The sequence below is a fragment of the Dyella sp. 2RAB6 genome (genome assembly GCF_052115385.1).
Classification (GTDB): domain Bacteria; phylum Pseudomonadota; class Gammaproteobacteria; order Xanthomonadales; family Rhodanobacteraceae; genus Dyella_D.
In genome coordinates this window covers 1-15,792 of sequence record NZ_JBFRGP010000002.1, presented here as the reverse complement: position 1 = coordinate 15,792, position 15,792 = coordinate 1, and the positions used below count along the sequence as shown (strand labels likewise).

Sequence of the window (15,792 nt, the reverse complement as noted above, 5' to 3'; positions counted from 1 at the left end):
CCGATCAGGCCATGCAGATCGAGCAACTGAAGAACATCATCGAAGCGGCCCTGCTCGCCGCCACCCAGCCGCTCACCGTGCAGCAGCTGGGCGACCTCTTCGGCGAGGAAGACGAGGTCGACCGCGAGCAGCTGTCGCGGGCGCTGGAAGCCCTGGCCGAGGATTGCGCCGGCCGCGGCGTCGAGCTGCGCGAGGTCGGTTCCGGCTTTCGCTACCAGGTGCGCCGGGAGGTTCATCCGTGGATTTCGCGCATGTGGACGGAAAAACCCAGCCGCTACTCGCGCGCCCTGCTGGAAACGCTGGCCCTGATCGCCTACCGCCAGCCGATCACCCGCCCGGAGATCGAACAGATCCGCGGCGTGGTGGTGTCCTCCAACATCATCAAGACGATGGAGGAGCGCGAATGGATCCGCGTGGTCGGTTACCGCGACGTGCCGGGCAAGCCGGCGCTGTTCGGCACCACCCGCGCGTTCCTGGACTACTTCAACCTGAAGTCGCTGGACGAGCTGCCGCCTCTGTCGGAAATCCGCGACATGGAAGACCCGCAGCTGCGCTTTATCGAGGACCTGCCGGCGCGCGTCGTGCGCGACCTGCCGATCGATCCCGAGGGCGAGGCGGAAGAACGGGCCCAGGCAGAAGCCGAGGCTGCGGCCGAGGCCGAAGCGGCGACTGAAGACGAAGACGGCGAGAACGGCCGCACCGAAGGCGAACAGGAATTCCACGTCTCGGGCCAGCCGCAAACCGCGGTCAGCGACATCACCGAACCGGCGGCACCCACCGCGCCGATCGAAGAACACCAGGAGGCCGCAGCCATCGAGGCGGCGACTCCCGACACCGGCGAGGACCTCCCCGCCGCACCATCCACCCCCACTGCCGCCGAGGCAGCGAACGAAGCGGATGCCGGCAACGGCGCCGCCACGAAAGACAACGAGGAGTACCGCGCATGAATGCGCCGCAGAAATCCGTTTTGACCCTCAAGCGCGACACGCGCACCACCGACGCGCCCGCCCTGGAAGAACGCCTGCACAAGGTGCTGGCCAATGCGGGCCTGGGCTCGCGCCGCATGCTCGAACAGCGCATCCAGGCCGGCGAAGTCGAAGTCAACGGCAGCCCCGCCGGCATCGGCGCCAGCGTGCATGCCGGCGACCGCGTGGTGCTGGACGGCAAGCAGTTCGTGGTCGCCACCGACAACCGCGACGAGACCGAAGTGCTGGCCTACCACAAGCCCGAAGGCGTGGTGACCACCCGCGAAGACCCCGAAGGCCGTCCCACCGTGTTCGAACAGCTGCCGCGCCTGAAGGGTGCGCGCTGGGTCGCCGTGGGCCGCCTGGACATCAACACCACCGGCCTGCTCCTGCTCACCACCGACGGCGAGCTGGCCAACGCGCTGATGCACCCGCGCAGCGGCCTGGTGCGCGAATACCTGTGCCGCGTGCATGGCGAAGTGCCGGACGAGATGATCGAGAAGCTGAAGGCGGGCGTGGAGCTGGAAGACGGCCCCGCGCGCTTCGACGAGATCGGCGTGATCAGCCGCGGCGGCAGCCATAGCTGGTTCCGCGTGGTGATCCGCGAAGGCCGCAACCGCGAGGTGCGCCGCCTGTGGGATTCCCAGGGCTTCCTGGTCAGCCGCCTCAAGCGCATCCGCTACGGCAGCGTCGAGCTGTCGCGCACGCTGCGCCGCGGCGATTGCGAAGCGCTGGGCGAAGAGGCGGTGAAGGAACTGCGCCAGGTCAGCGGCCTCGGCGCGCCGCAGCCGGTGCTCACCTTGAGCCCCGTGCTGCATCAGCGCCGTGCCACCCGCAACGTCACCGAATACCGCCCCGAGCGCGGCACCGGTAGCGCGTGGAGCGGCGGCTACCAGGACGAAGCGCGCGAACTGCGCGCCTATGACCGCATCCGCGAGGAACCCGCGCGCGGCAAGCAGCAGCGCCGTCGTCCGGGCAAGGAAGTGAACGGCAACGTCGCCCGCCCCGAGCGCGGACCGAACGCGAATGCCGGCCGCCGCAACACGGGTGGCAAGCGCGGCGTCGCGCCGGGCCAGGAACTGCCGTCGGTGCGCACCTGGTTCGCCGGTGAGAGCCGCGGCGGTGGCGGCGCCAGTGGTGGCCAGGGCCAGGGCCAGGGTTACGCTGGCGGCAATCGCCGCAGCGGCGGCGGCGGGGCCGGCAAGCGCGGCCCCGGTGGGCAGGCGCAGGGCAGCGGCAATCCTTACGGCGGCTTCGGCGGTGGTGCTGGCGGCGGTAATCGCAGCCACGGCGGCGGTTACGCCGGCGGCCAGGGTGGTCAGGGTGGCAAGGGTGGGCGTCCGCAGGCGCGCAGCGGCGGTGCTCGTCCGGGCGGCCAGGGTGGCGGTGGCGGGCGTCCGGGCCAGGGCGGCGGCAATCGCTCCGGCCAGGGTGGCGGCAACCGTCACGGCGGTGGCGGCGGCGGTGGCGGGCGTCCGCAGGGTGGCGGCCGCGGCGGTCCGCGCGGCGGCAATCGCTGAGCGACCCGATGCACGCGGTCCGCATCTATCACAACCAGCAATGCTCCAAGTCGCGCGCGACGCTGGCGCTGCTGCAGGAGCGCGGTTGCCAGTGCGAGGTGATCAACTACCTCGACACTCCGCCCAGCGTCGAGGAGCTGACCCAGCTGCTCGACCAGCTCGGCATGAGCGCGCGCGAACTGATCCGCAAGGGTGAGACGGAATACGCCGAGCTGGGCCTGGACGATCCTTCGCTCAGCGAGCACGACCTGCTCGCGGCGATGTCGCGGCATCCGCGGCTGATCGAGCGGCCGATCGTGGTTGCCAATGGCAAGGCAAAGCTCGGGCGTCCGCCCGAGTCGGTGCTCGGCATTCTTTGATGCGCACGGCGTAGGTTGGGGTGAGCCGAAGGCGAACCCCAACATCGCGCAACGTATGCGTTGTGCAACGTTGGGGTTCGCTACGCTCACCCCAACCTACGAAAAAGGCCGCCCTATGGCGGCCTTTTTCATGCGCTGCGAATGCACTTACGGCTGCAGCGAAAACTCGTCCGCATCCATCCACGCCGGAAAGCGCTCGCGATGCGCGAGCAACGGCGCCGGATCCAGCGTCACCGTCGCCACCTGCTCCTGCGCACCCAGTTCGATCAGCGGCTCGCCCACTGCATCGAGTACCGCGCTGTCGCCAGCATACGGCAGATCGTTGCCATCGACGCCGACACGATTGAGCCCGACCACATAGCTGAGGTTCTCGATCGCGCGCGCGCGCAGCAGCGTGCGCCACGGCTGGCGGCGCGGTGCCGGCCAGTTGGCGACGAAGATGGCCAGGTCGTAGTCCATGCCGCCCGCCGCTGTTTCCGCGCGGCGATTGCGCAGCCAGACCGGGAAGCGCAGGTCGTAGCAGACCTGCGGCAGGATGCGCCAACCCTTCAGTTCCACGATCAGCCGCTCGCGGCCGCCGCCATAGCGGGTGTGCTCGCCGGCCATGCGGAACAGATGGCGCTTGTCGTACTGCGCGAAGCTGCCGTCCGGGCGCACCCACAGCAAGCGGTTGTAGACCGTATCGCCTTCGCGGATCGCCAGGCTGCCGCACAAGGTGGCGCCGACTTCCTGCGCCAGCGCACGCAGCCAGGCCACGCCCTCGCCATCCATGGTTTCCGCGCTGGCGCGGGTGTCGTTGCTGAAGCCGGAGAGGAAGGTTTCCGGCAACACGATCAGATCGCTCTTGCCCGCCACGCCGCGCACCAGCGCGCCGTAATACTCGCGATTGGCCGCTGCGTCGTGCCAGCGCGTGGCGCCCTGCACCAGGCTCACGCTCAGAGCTTGCATAGACGCTCCGCCGCGGCTTCCATGGTGGCATCGCTCTTGGCGAAGCACAGGCGGACCAGGCGCGTGTCCGGCGCGGTCTCGTAGAACGGCGCCAGCGGAATCGCCGCCACGCCGCCCTGCTTCACCAGCCACTCGCAGAACGCCACGTCCGGCTCGTCGCGGATGGCCGAGTAATCGACCAGCTGGAAATAGCCGCCCGGCACGTCGAGCAGCTTGAAGCGCGACGGCTGGATCAGCGCGCGGAAACGATCGCGCTTGGCCTGGTAGAACGCCGGCAGTTCCAGGTAATGCTCCGGCGTGCTCGCCATGAACTCGGCGAACGCCACCTGGGCCGGATGGAAGGTGCAGAAGGTGAGGTACTGGTGCACCTTGCGGAACTCCGCCGACAGCGCCGCCGGCGCCACCGCGTAGCCGAGCTTCCAGCCGGTGCAGTGATAGGTCTTGCCGAACGAGGACACCACGATGCTGCGCCCGGCCAGCTCCGCGTGGCGCAGCACGCTCTGGTGCAGCGCGCGGTCGAACACGATGTGCTCGTACACCTCGTCGGACAGCACCACGATTTCGGTGTCGCGCACGATCGCCGCGAGTTCGTCCAGGTCGGCCGCCGACAGCACCGCGCCGGAAGGATTGTGCGGGCTGTTGATCAGGATCATCCGCGTGCGCGGCGTGACGGCGTCGCGCACGCGCTGCCAGTCGATGCCGAAGCTCGGCACGGTAAGCGGGATGTGCACCGCCTTCGCGCCCTGCAGGTCGATCGCCGGCTCGTAGCTGTCGTAGGCCGGATCGAACACGATCACCTCGTCGCCCGCGCGCACCACCGCGGCGATCGCCGCGAACAGTGCCTCGGTAGCACCGGAGGTGACGGTGACTTCGGTGGCGGCGTCGATGCGGCGCCCGTACATGCGCTCGGTCTTCAGCGCGATCTGCTCGCGCAGCGTCGGCAGGCCGATGCCCGGCGCGTACTGGTTGCGCCCTTCGGCCATCGCGCGGGCGATCGCCTCGCGCAACGCTGCCGGCGGTTCGAAATCGGGAAAGCCCTGCCCCAGGTTCACGGCCTGGTGCTCGACGGCGAGCTGGCTCATCACGCTGAAGATGGTGGTGCCCACCTTCGGAAGCTTGGTGTCGATATGCATCGAGGCTCTAGGGGTTTGGAAGGCCAAACGGGATGCTAGCACGCGGAAGGTTTCGGGCCTCCGGGGCCCGACCATTTCAGATATCCGGCATCGGCCGCTTGCGGCATTGCTCGTGCTTCTGCAGCGTCGCCTGCGGCAGGCGCTCGGCCAGGAAGTCGACGAAGGCGCGCACGCCGGGCAGCAGGCCGCGGCGGGTCGGATAGACGAAATGCATGGTGCCCTCGGGCACGCTCCAATCCGGCAGCAGCACTTCCAGGTCGCCATTGGTGATCGCCGGCGCGCAGACGAATTCCGGCAGCAGGGTGACGCCGATCCCGCGCCGTGCGGATTCGAGCAGCACGGAGAAATCGCCGCAGATCAGTCGCGGCTGGATATCCACCACCACGCGTTCGTTGTCCGCGCCCAGCAGCTCCCAGCTATGCGCGCCCTCGTGCTCGTTCATCGCCAGCGCCGGGATCGCCGCCAGATCCGCCGGCAGCTTCGGGCGCCCGGTCTGCTCGAGCAGTTTCGGGCTGGCCACGATCAGCACGCGCGACTGGCCGAAGGTGCGCATCACCAGGGTGGCGTCGGTATCCAGCTTGGAACGCACGCGGATCGCCACATCCACGCCTTCGCCGATCAGGTCCACGCGGCGATTGGTCGCCTGCAGGCGCACCTGCACCTTGGGGTGCTGCGCCAGGAAGTCCGGCAGCACGTGCGCGACGATGGTCTGCGCCAGCGAATTGGGACAGCTCACGCGCACCACGCCGCGCGGCTCGGTGCGCAGCTCGTCCACCGCGTCCTGGGCGGCGCGCGCCTCTTCCAGCACCGCGCGGCAGTGCGAATAGAAGCGCTCGCCCACCTCGGTGACCACGAAGCGCCGGGTGGTCCGCTGCAGCAGGCGTACGCCCAGGCGTTCCTCCAACTGCGCGATGCGCTTGCTCAGGCGCGACTTGGGGATGCCCAGCGCGCGCCCGGCGGCCGAAAAACCGCCGTGCTCCACCACCGAGGCGAAGAAATACAGATCGTTGAGGTCCTGCAGGGCGCCGTCGAGTACGCTCATCGTCGTTTCCAATATGAAACAATTCGTTCTTGATTGCCCATCTTATCGGGCGATTGTTCCAAGAATATCGTTATTCCCGTCGCCGGCATACCGATCGGCCCCCGCACCTGAGGAATAGCGCCATGAAACTCCTGCATATCGATTCCAGCGCCCTGGGCAGCCACTCGGTGTCGCGCGGCCTGACCGCTTCCATCGTAGCCGAGCTGGTCCGCGAACAGCCGGGCGTGGAAGTGACCTACCGCGACCTCGCCGCCCAGCCCCTGCCCCATTGGACCCCGGTGGCCGACGCCGCCGACCCCAGCGCCATGCTTGGCAGCGCCGTGCTGGAAGAATTCCTGGCCGCCGACGTGATCGTGATCGGCGCCCCGATGTACAACTTCTCGGTGCCGAGCGCACTGAAGGCCTGGATCGACCGCGTGGCGGTTGCCGGCAAGACCTTCCACTACACCGCGAACGGCCCCGAAGGCCTGGCCAAGGGCAAGCGCGTGGTGATCGCCTCCAGCCGCGGCGGCTTCTACGGCCAGGGCACCGCCGCCCAGCCGTTCGACTTCCAGGAGCCGTACCTGCGCGCGGTGCTTGGTTTCCTTGGCGTCACCGACGTGGAATTCGTCCGCGCCGAAGGCGTCAACGTCAGCGCCGACCACAAGACCGAGGCGCTGAAGACCGCGCAGGCCAGCATCGGCGTGGTCGCCCGCAAGGCTGCTTAAGCGCTGCCGCTTCCCCCTCGATCGAGCATCCCACGCTCCCCCCAGGCTGACGCCGCGCAATTCATCGCGCGGCGTCGGCTTTTCCGGCCTGGTACACGGCCTTGCCGTCGACCCAGGTGCTGAGCGGCTTGAGGTCGGCGATCTGCCGCGGCGGAATGGTCAGCGGATCGGCATTGAGCACCACGAAGTCGGCGCGCATGCCTTCCCGCAGCATGCCCACCTCGCGCTCCATGAAAGCCGCATAGGCCGCCGTGCGGGTAAAGCCCGCCAGTGCCTGGATGCGGCTGACCTTCTGCTCGGGCAGCCAGCCGCCCGGCGGCTGGCCCTTCAGATCCTGGCGGGTCACCGCCGCATAGATGCCCAGCATCGGATTGGGGCTTTCCACCGGAAAATCCGAACCGAAGGCCAGCGGCACCTGCTCGTGCAGGAAGCGCTGCCAGGCATAGGCACCCTTCAGCCGCTCGACGCCAAGGCGCTGCACCGCCCACGGCATGTCGGAGGTGGCATGGGTCGGCTGCATCGAGGCAATCAGGTGCAGCTGGGCGAAGCGCGGGATGTCGTCCAGCGCCAGGATCTGCGCGTGCTCCACGCGCCAGCGATGGTCGCCTTGCGCGTCCTTGCCAAGCACGGCCTGATAGGTATCCAGCACCATGCGATTGCCGCGGTCGCCGATGGCATGCGTGGCCACCTGGACGCCGCACTTGTGCGCCTTGTCCACGGCGACGCGGTAATCCTCCGGCGAGGTGACGAAGATGCCGCGATTGCCGTGGTCGTCGCTGTAGTCCTGCAGCAGGGCCGCGCCGCGGCTGCCCAGCGCGCCGTCCATGTACAGCTTCACCGTATGCATGCGCAGGCGGCCGCTGTCGTCGATCCATTGCCCGCCCTGCATGCACAGCCATTCCAGCGCGGCGTGGTTGCCGTCGGCCATTTCGTACAGGCGCAGCGGGATATCCCCTTCCTTCGCCATCCCCTGCAGCACGCGGAAATCGTTGAGGCTGACGCCGGCGTCGTGCACGCCGGTCAGGCCCTGCGCCACCAGTTCCTTGAAAGCGACGCGATAGGCGTCGCGCGTCTGTGCCGGGGTCAGCGCCGGCACCGCGCTACCCACCAGCGGCTGCGCGCCGTCGACCAGCACGCCGGTGGCGCGCGTGCCGACCCGCACGATGCGGCCGCCATCCGGCTGCCAATCGCCGTCGAGCGACTTGCTCGCCTTCTTCATCGCCGCGGTATTGGCCCAGGACGCGTGGCCGTCGATGCGTTCGAGCCAGACCGGGCGATCCGGAAATGCCTCATCCAGATCGGCCGCGCTGGGAAACTGCTTATCCGGCCACAGGTTCTGGTCCCAGCCGCGGCCCAGCAGCCAGGCGTCCTTCGGCAGCTTCGCGGCGAAATCCTTAAGGCGTTGTACGACTTCGGCCTTGGTATGCGCACCGACCAGGTCAGCCTGGCCGCGAACCATGCCTAGGCCGAGCACGTGCCCATGGGCATCGATCAGGCCGGGGATCACCGTCGCGCCGTGGGCGTCCACCGCCTCCGCACCGGCGAACTTCTCCTGCAGCTCGGCGGTAGTGCCTACGGCAAGCAGGCGGCCTTCGCCGTCCCAGGCCAGGGCGGTGGCCTCCGGCTTGGCGGGATCGAGCGTATGCACGCGGGCGTTGACCAGCAGCGTGGCGGCTTGCAGCGGTGCGATGGCGAGCGCCAGCAGCACGGCGGCGGCAAGGCGGCGGGACAGAAGCATGGGCGGCGTCCTGGGGAGGGAATCGCGCCACTTTGCCCGTGCCCGGGCGGGAATGACAAGAAGCGGATGGCGCCGCGCCGGAAGATCAGCAGCTGGCGGCGGCGAACGCCTCGATCGCCCGTTCCTCGTACTGCGCCAGCCGGATGGCCGAACCCAGCCCCGGCATTTCCACGCAGACCGAACGGCCCGAGCGTGCGTGTTCGTCGCGGGCGACTTCCCGCGCCAGCGTGATCGCCGGCCCCAGGCGCAGGTCGCTGAACAGGCAAAAGCCCGAGCGGCAGATATTCCACTGGCCTTCGGTCGATGGCTTGAGCGCGTAGATGATCATCGTGCTTGCCCCTCTTGGATGAAGTACGCCAGCCGTCGGTCGCGCTTCCGTGCAACGCCCGATACGCCAGCGTGACAAGCATGCATCGGCTTGAGGAACCGTCCTATCGGCGCGCAGCACGTCGTTGTGTAGGCGATGGACTACGCATTTGTGGTCCAAGTCTCATTTTCGCCCTGGACGGCGCGTTGACGGCCCCGAATTTTGCTGTCGTGGCATGAGTTCTGCCCTGCCCGCCATCCCTTCTGCATGCCACCGCCGCCAGCCAGGTTCGCGCCGCGAACACCGCGTGCACAAACAAAAAGGCGCCCCGGAGTACGGGGCGCCAAAGCCTAGGGCTCAGGGGCATGAGCCATCCAGAGGAACGCCCCGGTCATCGGCTGGCATGAGCCTAGAACTCACCGCCTGACTCGCGGAGCAGTTTCAGATTGCGCCTTTTCGCAAAAGGCACGTAGCGGCGAATGGCGCAAATGTTTGTAGGGGAATTCCGATGAGTGTCGTCGGCAACGCCAGCAGGGGACGCCGGGAATCGAGTGTCAGCACAAGCTCCAGAGTCCGGGATAGCTGGCGATAAATCCGTTGTCCGCCAGTTCCAGCATGCCCTGATAGCCGACGGTCGGCGCCTCGTACCAGAAACTCGACACGCCGCGCCGCTCGTAGCGCTGCGGCAGGATCTCGAGCTGGTCCATACCCAGGTCGAACCACGCCACCGGAAGCTCCACCGCCCCGCTGCATTCGAATACCACCCGCCTCATCTGCAACAGGTTGGTCGAGGGCGTGAAGCCGAAATCCAGGTCGAGCGCGCCGTCCATTCCTTGCTGCCTGCGGCCATCGAGATACCAGCCGTCGGGCCGGTGCTCCATCAGGTGATGGAAGGCCTGCCCGTCCCGATCGCCGCGCAGCTCACCGCGCCGGGTCGACCCATCGCGATCGACCGCGACCTCGTAGGCCACACCTGCAGCCTCGCTCCCCAACCCGAACACCGCCATGCCGCGCAGCAACCAGCCCTCGCCATCGGCACTGATGGAGGCCGCGTCATGGCCCGGCACATCCAGGCGCCGCCACCACGCGGACGCGTTCATGCGCTTGCCCCGGCCGTCGCGGGCAGCGAGCGCTCTTTTGCGCAGATCGCCATGGCCGATCTCCTGGGTCCAGTCCACCACATGGTTGGCGACGAGCGGGCCCGGCGCAATCCTGTCTCGCGGCAAGCACGGCTCGAAGCCCGATCTGCTTGGCTGGACCTGGGGCTCAGGCAATAAAAAACCCGCCATAAGGCGGGCTGCGCTTCCAGGCATGAAGTGCGGGTGCCGTGCTCCGGCCGCACTCCTGTGCCCCGAAAAAAGAAAGCCCCATCCTTGGGGCTTGCAGCCGTCCGTAGCCGCTTCGTCCTTAGGTCCGGGGCATCGGCAAAGGAGCCTGACTTGCCGGACACAGATAGTTTCCGGATTTATCGGATGTCGGTGTAGAGGTAAAAGGCGCGTCGTTGTGTAGGGGAATTCCTACAAGCACCTAGGACAAGCCAGAGACGGTAGTGGCACACCCGCCTTAGACGAGGGTACGGAAGTCCTTCTTGTGATCTCGAAGCACGGCCGCCGACGCGAAGAGCTTCACTACCCCCTGGCCGGCAGGCGTCTCGTCACCACGAAGCTGTTGCGCCAAACTGCGTCCTCGACAGAGGACGGCGGACCGCTTGATGTCCGCACCGGCTGAAGCGAGCGAGCTCTGGAAGGCCGTAAGCAATTTGGCCTGCTCGTTACGCTTGTACCCGATGAAGAACGCGCCATGGAGCGTGCTTGGCGCAGTGCGCTCAGCGACGTCGTCTCGCCCGCACAGCCCATTGGCCACCCCAACAATGGTCGGAACGGACCGAAAATTGCGCTTGAGCGAATAAGGCAAGACACCGACGCGCTGGTGATACTCCGTTAGAAAGCTGCCGTCCGCGCCCGCGAACTCATAGATGCCCTGATTGGGGTCGCCAATGAGCGTCACGCATGTACCAGCGCCAATGAGGAGTTCCAGAATGGCCTGATGAACAGAACCGATGTCTTGCGCCTCATCGATCAAAATGTACGGGTACCGACGCGCGAGCACGGCGAGCAGCTCGGGGCGCTCTTTCAATGTCCGGTATGCCCAGTAGCGTCCTAAGTCGTGGGTGTATGCCCCCGTACGCCCAAGGCATCCAATAAGGGCGCGCGCAGTGGCGCTTTCCAACACTTCAAAGTCATTGTTGTGTTGGTAATAGAAACACTCTTGGCCTTCAAAGAACGCGATGCACAGCTCCGTGATCGACATTGGAAAAGTCGGCGTTTTGAACTTGAAGCCTTCGAGGAACGACTCATCGCCCGTCACCAGGTAGGCGGCGCGCGCGGCCTTCATGGTCCGATGAGCGTGAGGACGTAGGATGTGGGTGGTGATAAATCCGTCTAGCGTATCGATATCGACACGTTCACGCCCCGCACCCAGGGGAAGGTCAGCCGCGAGTACGTCGTAAGCCCTCCGGAACGTGTCGACGGCGACATTGGAGAATGACAGTAGCGCGACACGCCCTCGCGCGTCGCCCAAGTTTCGTCGCATCTGAACCAAGCGCTGCACCGCCGTCTTGGTTTTGCCACTTCCCGCGCAGGCGATGACGCACAGCGCCGCCATGGGCGCATCGACGACTGCTTGCTGCTCAGCCGTCAACGTGGTCACGCTTTCTTACCCGTTGACTGACATACATGCTGAATCGCGCACTCGATGTAGTGCGGCACTTTGAACTCCACCTCGGTATCCGAAATGACCTGCGCAAGGGACTGGGCGAAGCTTCCCTTTTGCACATTGTTCTTCGGTCGTTCAAACATACCTCGGAAAAGCGCGCGAGCCTTGGCTGCATCATCCGTCTGCGCATCTACGGTGGCCGTCAAGCTCTTAGCGATCTTCGGGTGGAGTTCCTTCAGTGCCGTGAGCATCGCCACCCTGTTGACGGCTTCAAGTGCAAGGTCGTACTCGAAGGTCTTGAGCCCGTGAAACACTTTGACGTGCGTGTCTTCGCAGGATTTCATCTTGGACGTATTGGCCGATACCATAATCGTGTCGCCCGGCTCGGGATAAATCGGCTCGGCATCATCCTCATCATCATCGTCCGCATCCCCCTCTGCGTCGCCTGCGACGTCGACCGAGGGCATGTCAGAGCCAGCAACGTCGTCAGCCTTGGACACAGGCTTGGGTGCCACCGGATCCGCATCGGTCAGGACCGCGACCGGAATCTTCAATGCCTTGTCGCCAAACAACGGCAAGAAGGAATCGAAGTTCAATCCCTCCACGCTGATCAAGCTCACACCATGCTGGCGGAGGTCGTATCCGATGCGCTTGGCGAGCGCACTGACCATCATCAGCTCGGCGGCGCCCTCAACAAAGATAACGCGTCGCGCAAAGAACAATTCGGCGCGGGTGACGTCAAGATACCGCTCCAGCTTCTCACGCTTGCCCTTTTTGAAGGCCACGTTGCGAGGGAAGAAGGTTTCGACCGATGTGCCTGTATCGATTAAGCACACCAGGCTGTCTAGGTTGGCAATGCTGGCGAAGTTCGGCGAGTGACTCGTCACGAACAACTGCACCGGCTTTTCTCCTTCCACCGCCTTGATGGATTCCAAATACTGCAGCAACACCGCTTGGAGCTGAGGATGAAGGTGGGCCTCCGGCTCCTCGACGATCAGGCCGCGATAGCATGACTCGGGGTTCTTGGCGAGCTCGCTGAGCACCACGGCCATGTAGATCAGGTTATTGAAGCCGAGGCCGTTCTGCTCGATGTCAAACGCATCGACCTGCAATGACAATCGGGCCTTCAAGCTCCTGAAGTCGCTGGCGCTCAGCCCGATTTCCAAGAGCTGCGCTAATTGCGGACCCAGCATGGTCTCGTGGCGTGTGGTGATCGCATCGTGGGTATGGACGATGGGAAGATGCTTCTTGAGCTCGCCATCCAGCTCCTTGAGCACCTTGTTGATGCCTTCAATGCCTACCTCGTCTGCGAGCAGCTGCAGAAGTCGCGCCAGCTGACTGGTTCGCCCCGGCTTCAATCCTTGCGACGCATCGCGCAGCGGGGGCAAGTAGACCCCTCGCAGGTTCTCTATCATGTCCGCCGTGAGGCCAACATCCTCGTGTTCGCCGCACCAGCGTTTGGCCCGAAGGCGACCAGCCTTATCGGGTTCCGAATAACGAATGGTGACCTGCGCCTCTAGTGCACCCGAATCGCCCGGAACCAGAGCAGCAAGAAAATCTGCCTCATCATCGAGACTGAGGCCGCGGAAGACGTATTCGAAAACAATGTCTCCGGAAGGGATGCCGCCATGAGGCCTATGCACATCGTCTTCAACAAGGCGTGGGTAGGGCTCGTCGTGGCCCGCCAGTAAGGCACGAAGCGCATCGACGATTGCCGTCTTGCCTACATTGTTCCCTCCTACAAGGACATTAAGTCCGGGTTGGAAGGTCAGCTCCGCGTGCGCGAGCTTACGAAAGTTTTTGATGACCAGCTTGGCAAGATGCATTTCTCTCTCCCGACCGACCGTTTTTATCTGGCACGGTTATCACCGTCGGCATACCCTCGGCCCTACTCGTCCGCTCTGAGATGGAAGCACGCGGTGAGGGGTTGATCGTGCCCATGTTCGTGACACCGTTAGCACGACTGAGGGCGGTAGCTGCCGAAGCCAAGCTCGACGAGCATGGTTGCGCATCGACAATGTAGCTTACCGTCACGCCGTAGCCACCATGGAGCTGCCTCGAGCCTTCGCCCAATTGGTCCGACATCTATCTGATGCCCACTTTCGGCCCGCAGCGGACACTTTCGATCTTAGCCATACACTCCGGTTTGGGTCGCATCGCGCATGATGCATGACACAGAGCATTTGCATGCTTTGCTCCGAGCCAGCCCAGTCCATAGGAAGCTCGTTGCGCATTACTCGTGGGTACGCGCTACCAGCCCCCCCCCCACTCTGCGCCTCTCGGGTTGAGTACCACTGGTCTAACCGGCTGGATCGAAGGCCAGCGAGACGCCCAGGTCCTCCACGGCCACCCGTCCGTTGAAAATGGAGTGGCGAAGGAAGCGCCCAGCCTTTACCACGGGCTTCTCCGGAAACTCTTGGAAGCCGTCGTTGCTAAGCACCCAATGGCCGTCATTTGACGCCTGGTCGAGCACCTGCTCGTCAGCCTTCTTGCCGTGCGTCATCACATGCACGCGCACTGTCTTCGGGAACTGACTTTTGATCTCCGCGTCGTTCATGCGGACCAACGAGCGAATATCCGAGTCGAACACCAGGATGACTTCGTGGGCATCGGCCAATCGAGGCACCAGGGCCTTCAGCGGTGCAAGGCCCAGAAACGTTTGTTCTTCGTAACAAAGGTTGTTGCCATCGATGACCAGGCGCTTGATGCCCCGGCTCTCCCGCTTGGCCGTCGCACTCAGACGCTGCTCCAGCTTCTGAATGGCGCGATCGATGCCCCTGAGTTTCAACTCACTGTCGTGAATTACCTTGCGCGGGCTATCGACGCCAAATCGACTCCGGCATTCCTCATGCAGCATTGCCCGATCGCGCGGTGTGCTGGCCAGGCCAAACCGAGCGTCCAATGCTTTCGCATTCGAAAGCGTAATGAGGATCTTCTGGCGCTCTCCCTGCTTGTGCGTCAGTTCGCGCATGGGTTCCGCGTAGTCGCGATCGAACTGGGCGCGCTCCGTGTTGGCTCGCTCGTAAGAGGCCTCCAAGGTAGCGACGCACTGACTCAGTTCGACCTCCTCCTGTTGCGCGGCTGCCAGATCAAAGGCCTTGTATGCAACCAGCTCTTCCTGAAGCCGTTTCGCTTGCGCGTGCGCGTCGTCGACCTTCCTTTTCAGCGCGTCACATTGCCCTTGCGCGATAGCTTCCTGCTCCATGAGGGCGCGATGTTCGGCAAGAATCTGCCTGGCTTGCTCGCGGCGTCGTTCCTCGACCGCCACCCAGGCCATGCCGAGCATCTTGGCGACCCCCTCGACGATCCCGGGGCCACTCGGCTGGACACGAGGAAAGTCGGGCTGACTTTCCATGCGCACTCGTCGACGCTGCAAACGCTCGACCTCGGGCAAGTCGGCCTGCAACATTTGCATCGCCTTGCTGGCTGTCGCCAACAATGTGGTCTGCATTTGCTTCGTGGCGCGCACACCGAACTGTGAGTGCCACGCCAACTTGGCTCGAATGTCCTGCAGTCCCGCCTTCGCCAGATTCAATGCCACTTCAAGTTCGTGGCATTTCGCCGCGAACGGGTTGTACTCCTGATTCATCAACATCCCCTGTTCCTGAACCTTAGTATCTCGAATGGGGATGCCCGATGGAATATCACTGCGCCGGAAACTATTTCTCCAAGCGGAGCGTCACCCAGCGGTACTCGATTTCCTCAATGACGGCGGTCACCGGGGGCTTCGCCAAACGCCCTGGCGTGGTCGGCCTTGAGCACAGACAAGACCTTGAAACCGAGGCCCAGGCCCTTCGCATTGGCAAGGTACACGTAAGGCCTAAATCACTCGCGGCGCACTCACTCCTACTTCTCCGGCGTCATCAACTGCACGCTCAGCCCTCTCAATGAGATCAATCAATTCGGAATACCCTTCAACGAAGACAATCGTTCGACTAACTATTCTTCCCGACAAATCTTGATCAATGTGCCGCTCCGAGTCTTCTCTGTAGTGCTCCCTTCGCTCATGCACGATTTCGCGGACGAGCCCATACGATCGAAGTTTTTCGCCCCATGGCCCAAGCATCGAGATCAATTGACTACTGCTATCAAACCCCTTATTGGAGCGGTCATCAATCCAAGTGGACTCGATCTTGTGCTGAATAGCGGCGCCAACGGTCGCTATATCTCTATACCCATCTCGCTCGCTCTTCTGCCAACCGCGCACAACGTGGGCTTGTACAGACTTTTGTGTAAACGGGATCGCTTTAAAGCTGAGGGATGCGGCCTTCGAACTGGATGGTAAAGCGGTTGAGCGCCGCCTTCCAATCATGGATTGGAAGCGTCCATTTTTTACTGATGTTGCGCAGCCCTAAGTA

At 64.6% G+C, this 15,792-nt stretch carries 13 protein-coding genes; 4 read left to right on the top strand and 9 right to left on the bottom strand.

All coding sequences use genetic code 11. The features are described from left to right. Positions 1-11 precede the first annotated feature (11 nt). The 3 genes from scpB to arsC are packed head-to-tail and all read left to right on the top strand — an operon-like array spanning position 12 to position 2,844. Positions 12-947 carry an SMC-Scp complex subunit ScpB gene (scpB, locus tag AB4083_RS04110; protein WP_441606491.1) on the top strand — a complete coding sequence of 312 codons (936 nt, stop codon included), beginning with the start codon at positions 12-14 and terminating at the stop codon, positions 945-947. Next, on the top strand, positions 944-2,485 hold the full coding sequence (locus AB4083_RS04105) for a pseudouridine synthase (protein ID WP_441606490.1): 1,542 nt from the start codon (positions 944-946) through the stop codon (positions 2,483-2,485). Before scpB ends, AB4083_RS04105 begins: the two co-directional genes overlap by 4 nt. An 8-nt stretch (positions 2,486-2,493) precedes the next feature. After that, positions 2,494-2,844 (top strand): arsenate reductase (glutaredoxin), encoded by a 351-nt coding sequence (gene arsC / locus AB4083_RS04100; RefSeq protein WP_441606489.1) that lies wholly within the window; start codon positions 2,494-2,496, stop codon positions 2,842-2,844. A 147-nt stretch (positions 2,845-2,991) separates the two neighbouring features. Here the strand turns inward: arsC and AB4083_RS04095 are convergent, their stop codons facing one another. The 3 genes from AB4083_RS04095 to AB4083_RS04085 form a co-directional block, all read right to left on the bottom strand. Beyond that, entirely contained in the window at positions 2,992-3,792 is an 801-nt protein-coding gene (locus AB4083_RS04095; RefSeq protein ID WP_441606488.1) for an amidohydrolase, read from the bottom strand. After that, positions 3,780-4,925 carry a pyridoxal phosphate-dependent aminotransferase gene (locus AB4083_RS04090; RefSeq protein WP_441606487.1) on the bottom strand — a complete coding sequence of 382 codons (1,146 nt, stop codon included), beginning with the start codon at positions 4,923-4,925 and terminating at the stop codon, positions 3,780-3,782. The genes AB4083_RS04095 and AB4083_RS04090 overlap by 13 nt, the downstream gene beginning before the upstream one ends. A gap of 76 nt (positions 4,926-5,001) precedes the next feature. Beyond that, positions 5,002-5,967, bottom strand: coding sequence for a LysR substrate-binding domain-containing protein (locus AB4083_RS04085; protein WP_441606486.1), 966 nt, complete (start codon positions 5,965-5,967; stop codon positions 5,002-5,004). Between the two features lie 122 nt (positions 5,968-6,089). Between AB4083_RS04085 and AB4083_RS04080 the strand changes: the two genes are divergently transcribed. Then, positions 6,090-6,674: an FMN-dependent NADH-azoreductase gene (locus AB4083_RS04080; protein ID WP_441606485.1), complete on the top strand. Its 585-nt coding sequence runs from the start codon at positions 6,090-6,092 to the stop codon at positions 6,672-6,674. Between the two features lie 61 nt (positions 6,675-6,735). Here the strand turns inward: AB4083_RS04080 and AB4083_RS04075 are convergent, their stop codons facing one another. From AB4083_RS04075 to AB4083_RS04050, 6 genes are all read right to left on the bottom strand, one after another. After that, the gene (locus AB4083_RS04075) at positions 6,736-8,412 is read right to left on the bottom strand and encodes an amidohydrolase (protein ID WP_441606484.1); all 1,677 of its coding nucleotides are present in this window, start codon (positions 8,410-8,412) and stop codon (positions 6,736-6,738) included. An 85-nt stretch (positions 8,413-8,497) separates the two neighbouring features. Then, entirely contained in the window at positions 8,498-8,740 is a 243-nt protein-coding gene (locus AB4083_RS04070) for a hypothetical protein (protein WP_441606483.1), read from the bottom strand. A gap of 533 nt (positions 8,741-9,273) precedes the next feature. Then, the gene (locus tag AB4083_RS04065) at positions 9,274-9,945 is read right to left on the bottom strand and encodes a putative glycolipid-binding domain-containing protein (protein WP_441606482.1); all 672 of its coding nucleotides are present in this window, start codon (positions 9,943-9,945) and stop codon (positions 9,274-9,276) included. A 337-nt stretch (positions 9,946-10,282) separates the two neighbouring features. Further along, positions 10,283-11,428, bottom strand: coding sequence for a UvrD-helicase domain-containing protein (locus tag AB4083_RS04060; protein WP_441606481.1), 1,146 nt, complete (start codon positions 11,426-11,428; stop codon positions 10,283-10,285). Further along, positions 11,425-13,260, bottom strand: a complete 1,836-nt coding sequence (locus AB4083_RS04055) for an ATP-dependent nuclease (protein ID WP_441606480.1) — start codon at positions 13,258-13,260, stop codon at positions 11,425-11,427. The genes AB4083_RS04060 and AB4083_RS04055 overlap by 4 nt, the downstream gene beginning before the upstream one ends. A 473-nt stretch (positions 13,261-13,733) precedes the next feature. Next, positions 13,734-15,029 carry a hypothetical protein gene (locus tag AB4083_RS04050; protein ID WP_441606479.1) on the bottom strand — a complete coding sequence of 432 codons (1,296 nt, stop codon included), beginning with the start codon at positions 15,027-15,029 and terminating at the stop codon, positions 13,734-13,736. Positions 15,030-15,792: the final 763 nt, after the last annotated feature.

Excerpts from the sequence above, each read along its gene's own strand:
- scpB (WP_441606491.1), top strand. The coding sequence starts at position 12 with ATGCAGATCGAGCAACTGAAGAACATCATCGAAGCGGCCCTGCTCGCC.
- AB4083_RS04105 (WP_441606490.1), top strand. The coding sequence starts at position 944 with ATGAATGCGCCGCAGAAATCCGTTTTGACCCTCAAGCGCGACACGCGC.
- arsC (WP_441606489.1), top strand. The coding sequence starts at position 2,494 with ATGCACGCGGTCCGCATCTATCACAACCAGCAATGCTCCAAGTCGCGC.
- AB4083_RS04095 (WP_441606488.1), bottom strand. The coding sequence starts at position 3,792 with ATGCAAGCTCTGAGCGTGAGCCTGGTGCAGGGCGCCACGCGCTGGCAC.
- AB4083_RS04090 (WP_441606487.1), bottom strand. The coding sequence starts at position 4,925 with ATGCATATCGACACCAAGCTTCCGAAGGTGGGCACCACCATCTTCAGC.
- AB4083_RS04085 (WP_441606486.1), bottom strand. The coding sequence starts at position 5,967 with ATGAGCGTACTCGACGGCGCCCTGCAGGACCTCAACGATCTGTATTTC.
- AB4083_RS04080 (WP_441606485.1), top strand. The coding sequence starts at position 6,090 with ATGAAACTCCTGCATATCGATTCCAGCGCCCTGGGCAGCCACTCGGTG.
- AB4083_RS04075 (WP_441606484.1), bottom strand. The coding sequence starts at position 8,412 with ATGCTTCTGTCCCGCCGCCTTGCCGCCGCCGTGCTGCTGGCGCTCGCC.
- AB4083_RS04070 (WP_441606483.1), bottom strand. The coding sequence starts at position 8,740 with ATGATCATCTACGCGCTCAAGCCATCGACCGAAGGCCAGTGGAATATC.
- AB4083_RS04055 (WP_441606480.1), bottom strand. The coding sequence starts at position 13,260 with ATGCATCTTGCCAAGCTGGTCATCAAAAACTTTCGTAAGCTCGCGCAC.
- AB4083_RS04050 (WP_441606479.1), bottom strand. The coding sequence starts at position 15,029 with ATGTTGATGAATCAGGAGTACAACCCGTTCGCGGCGAAATGCCACGAA.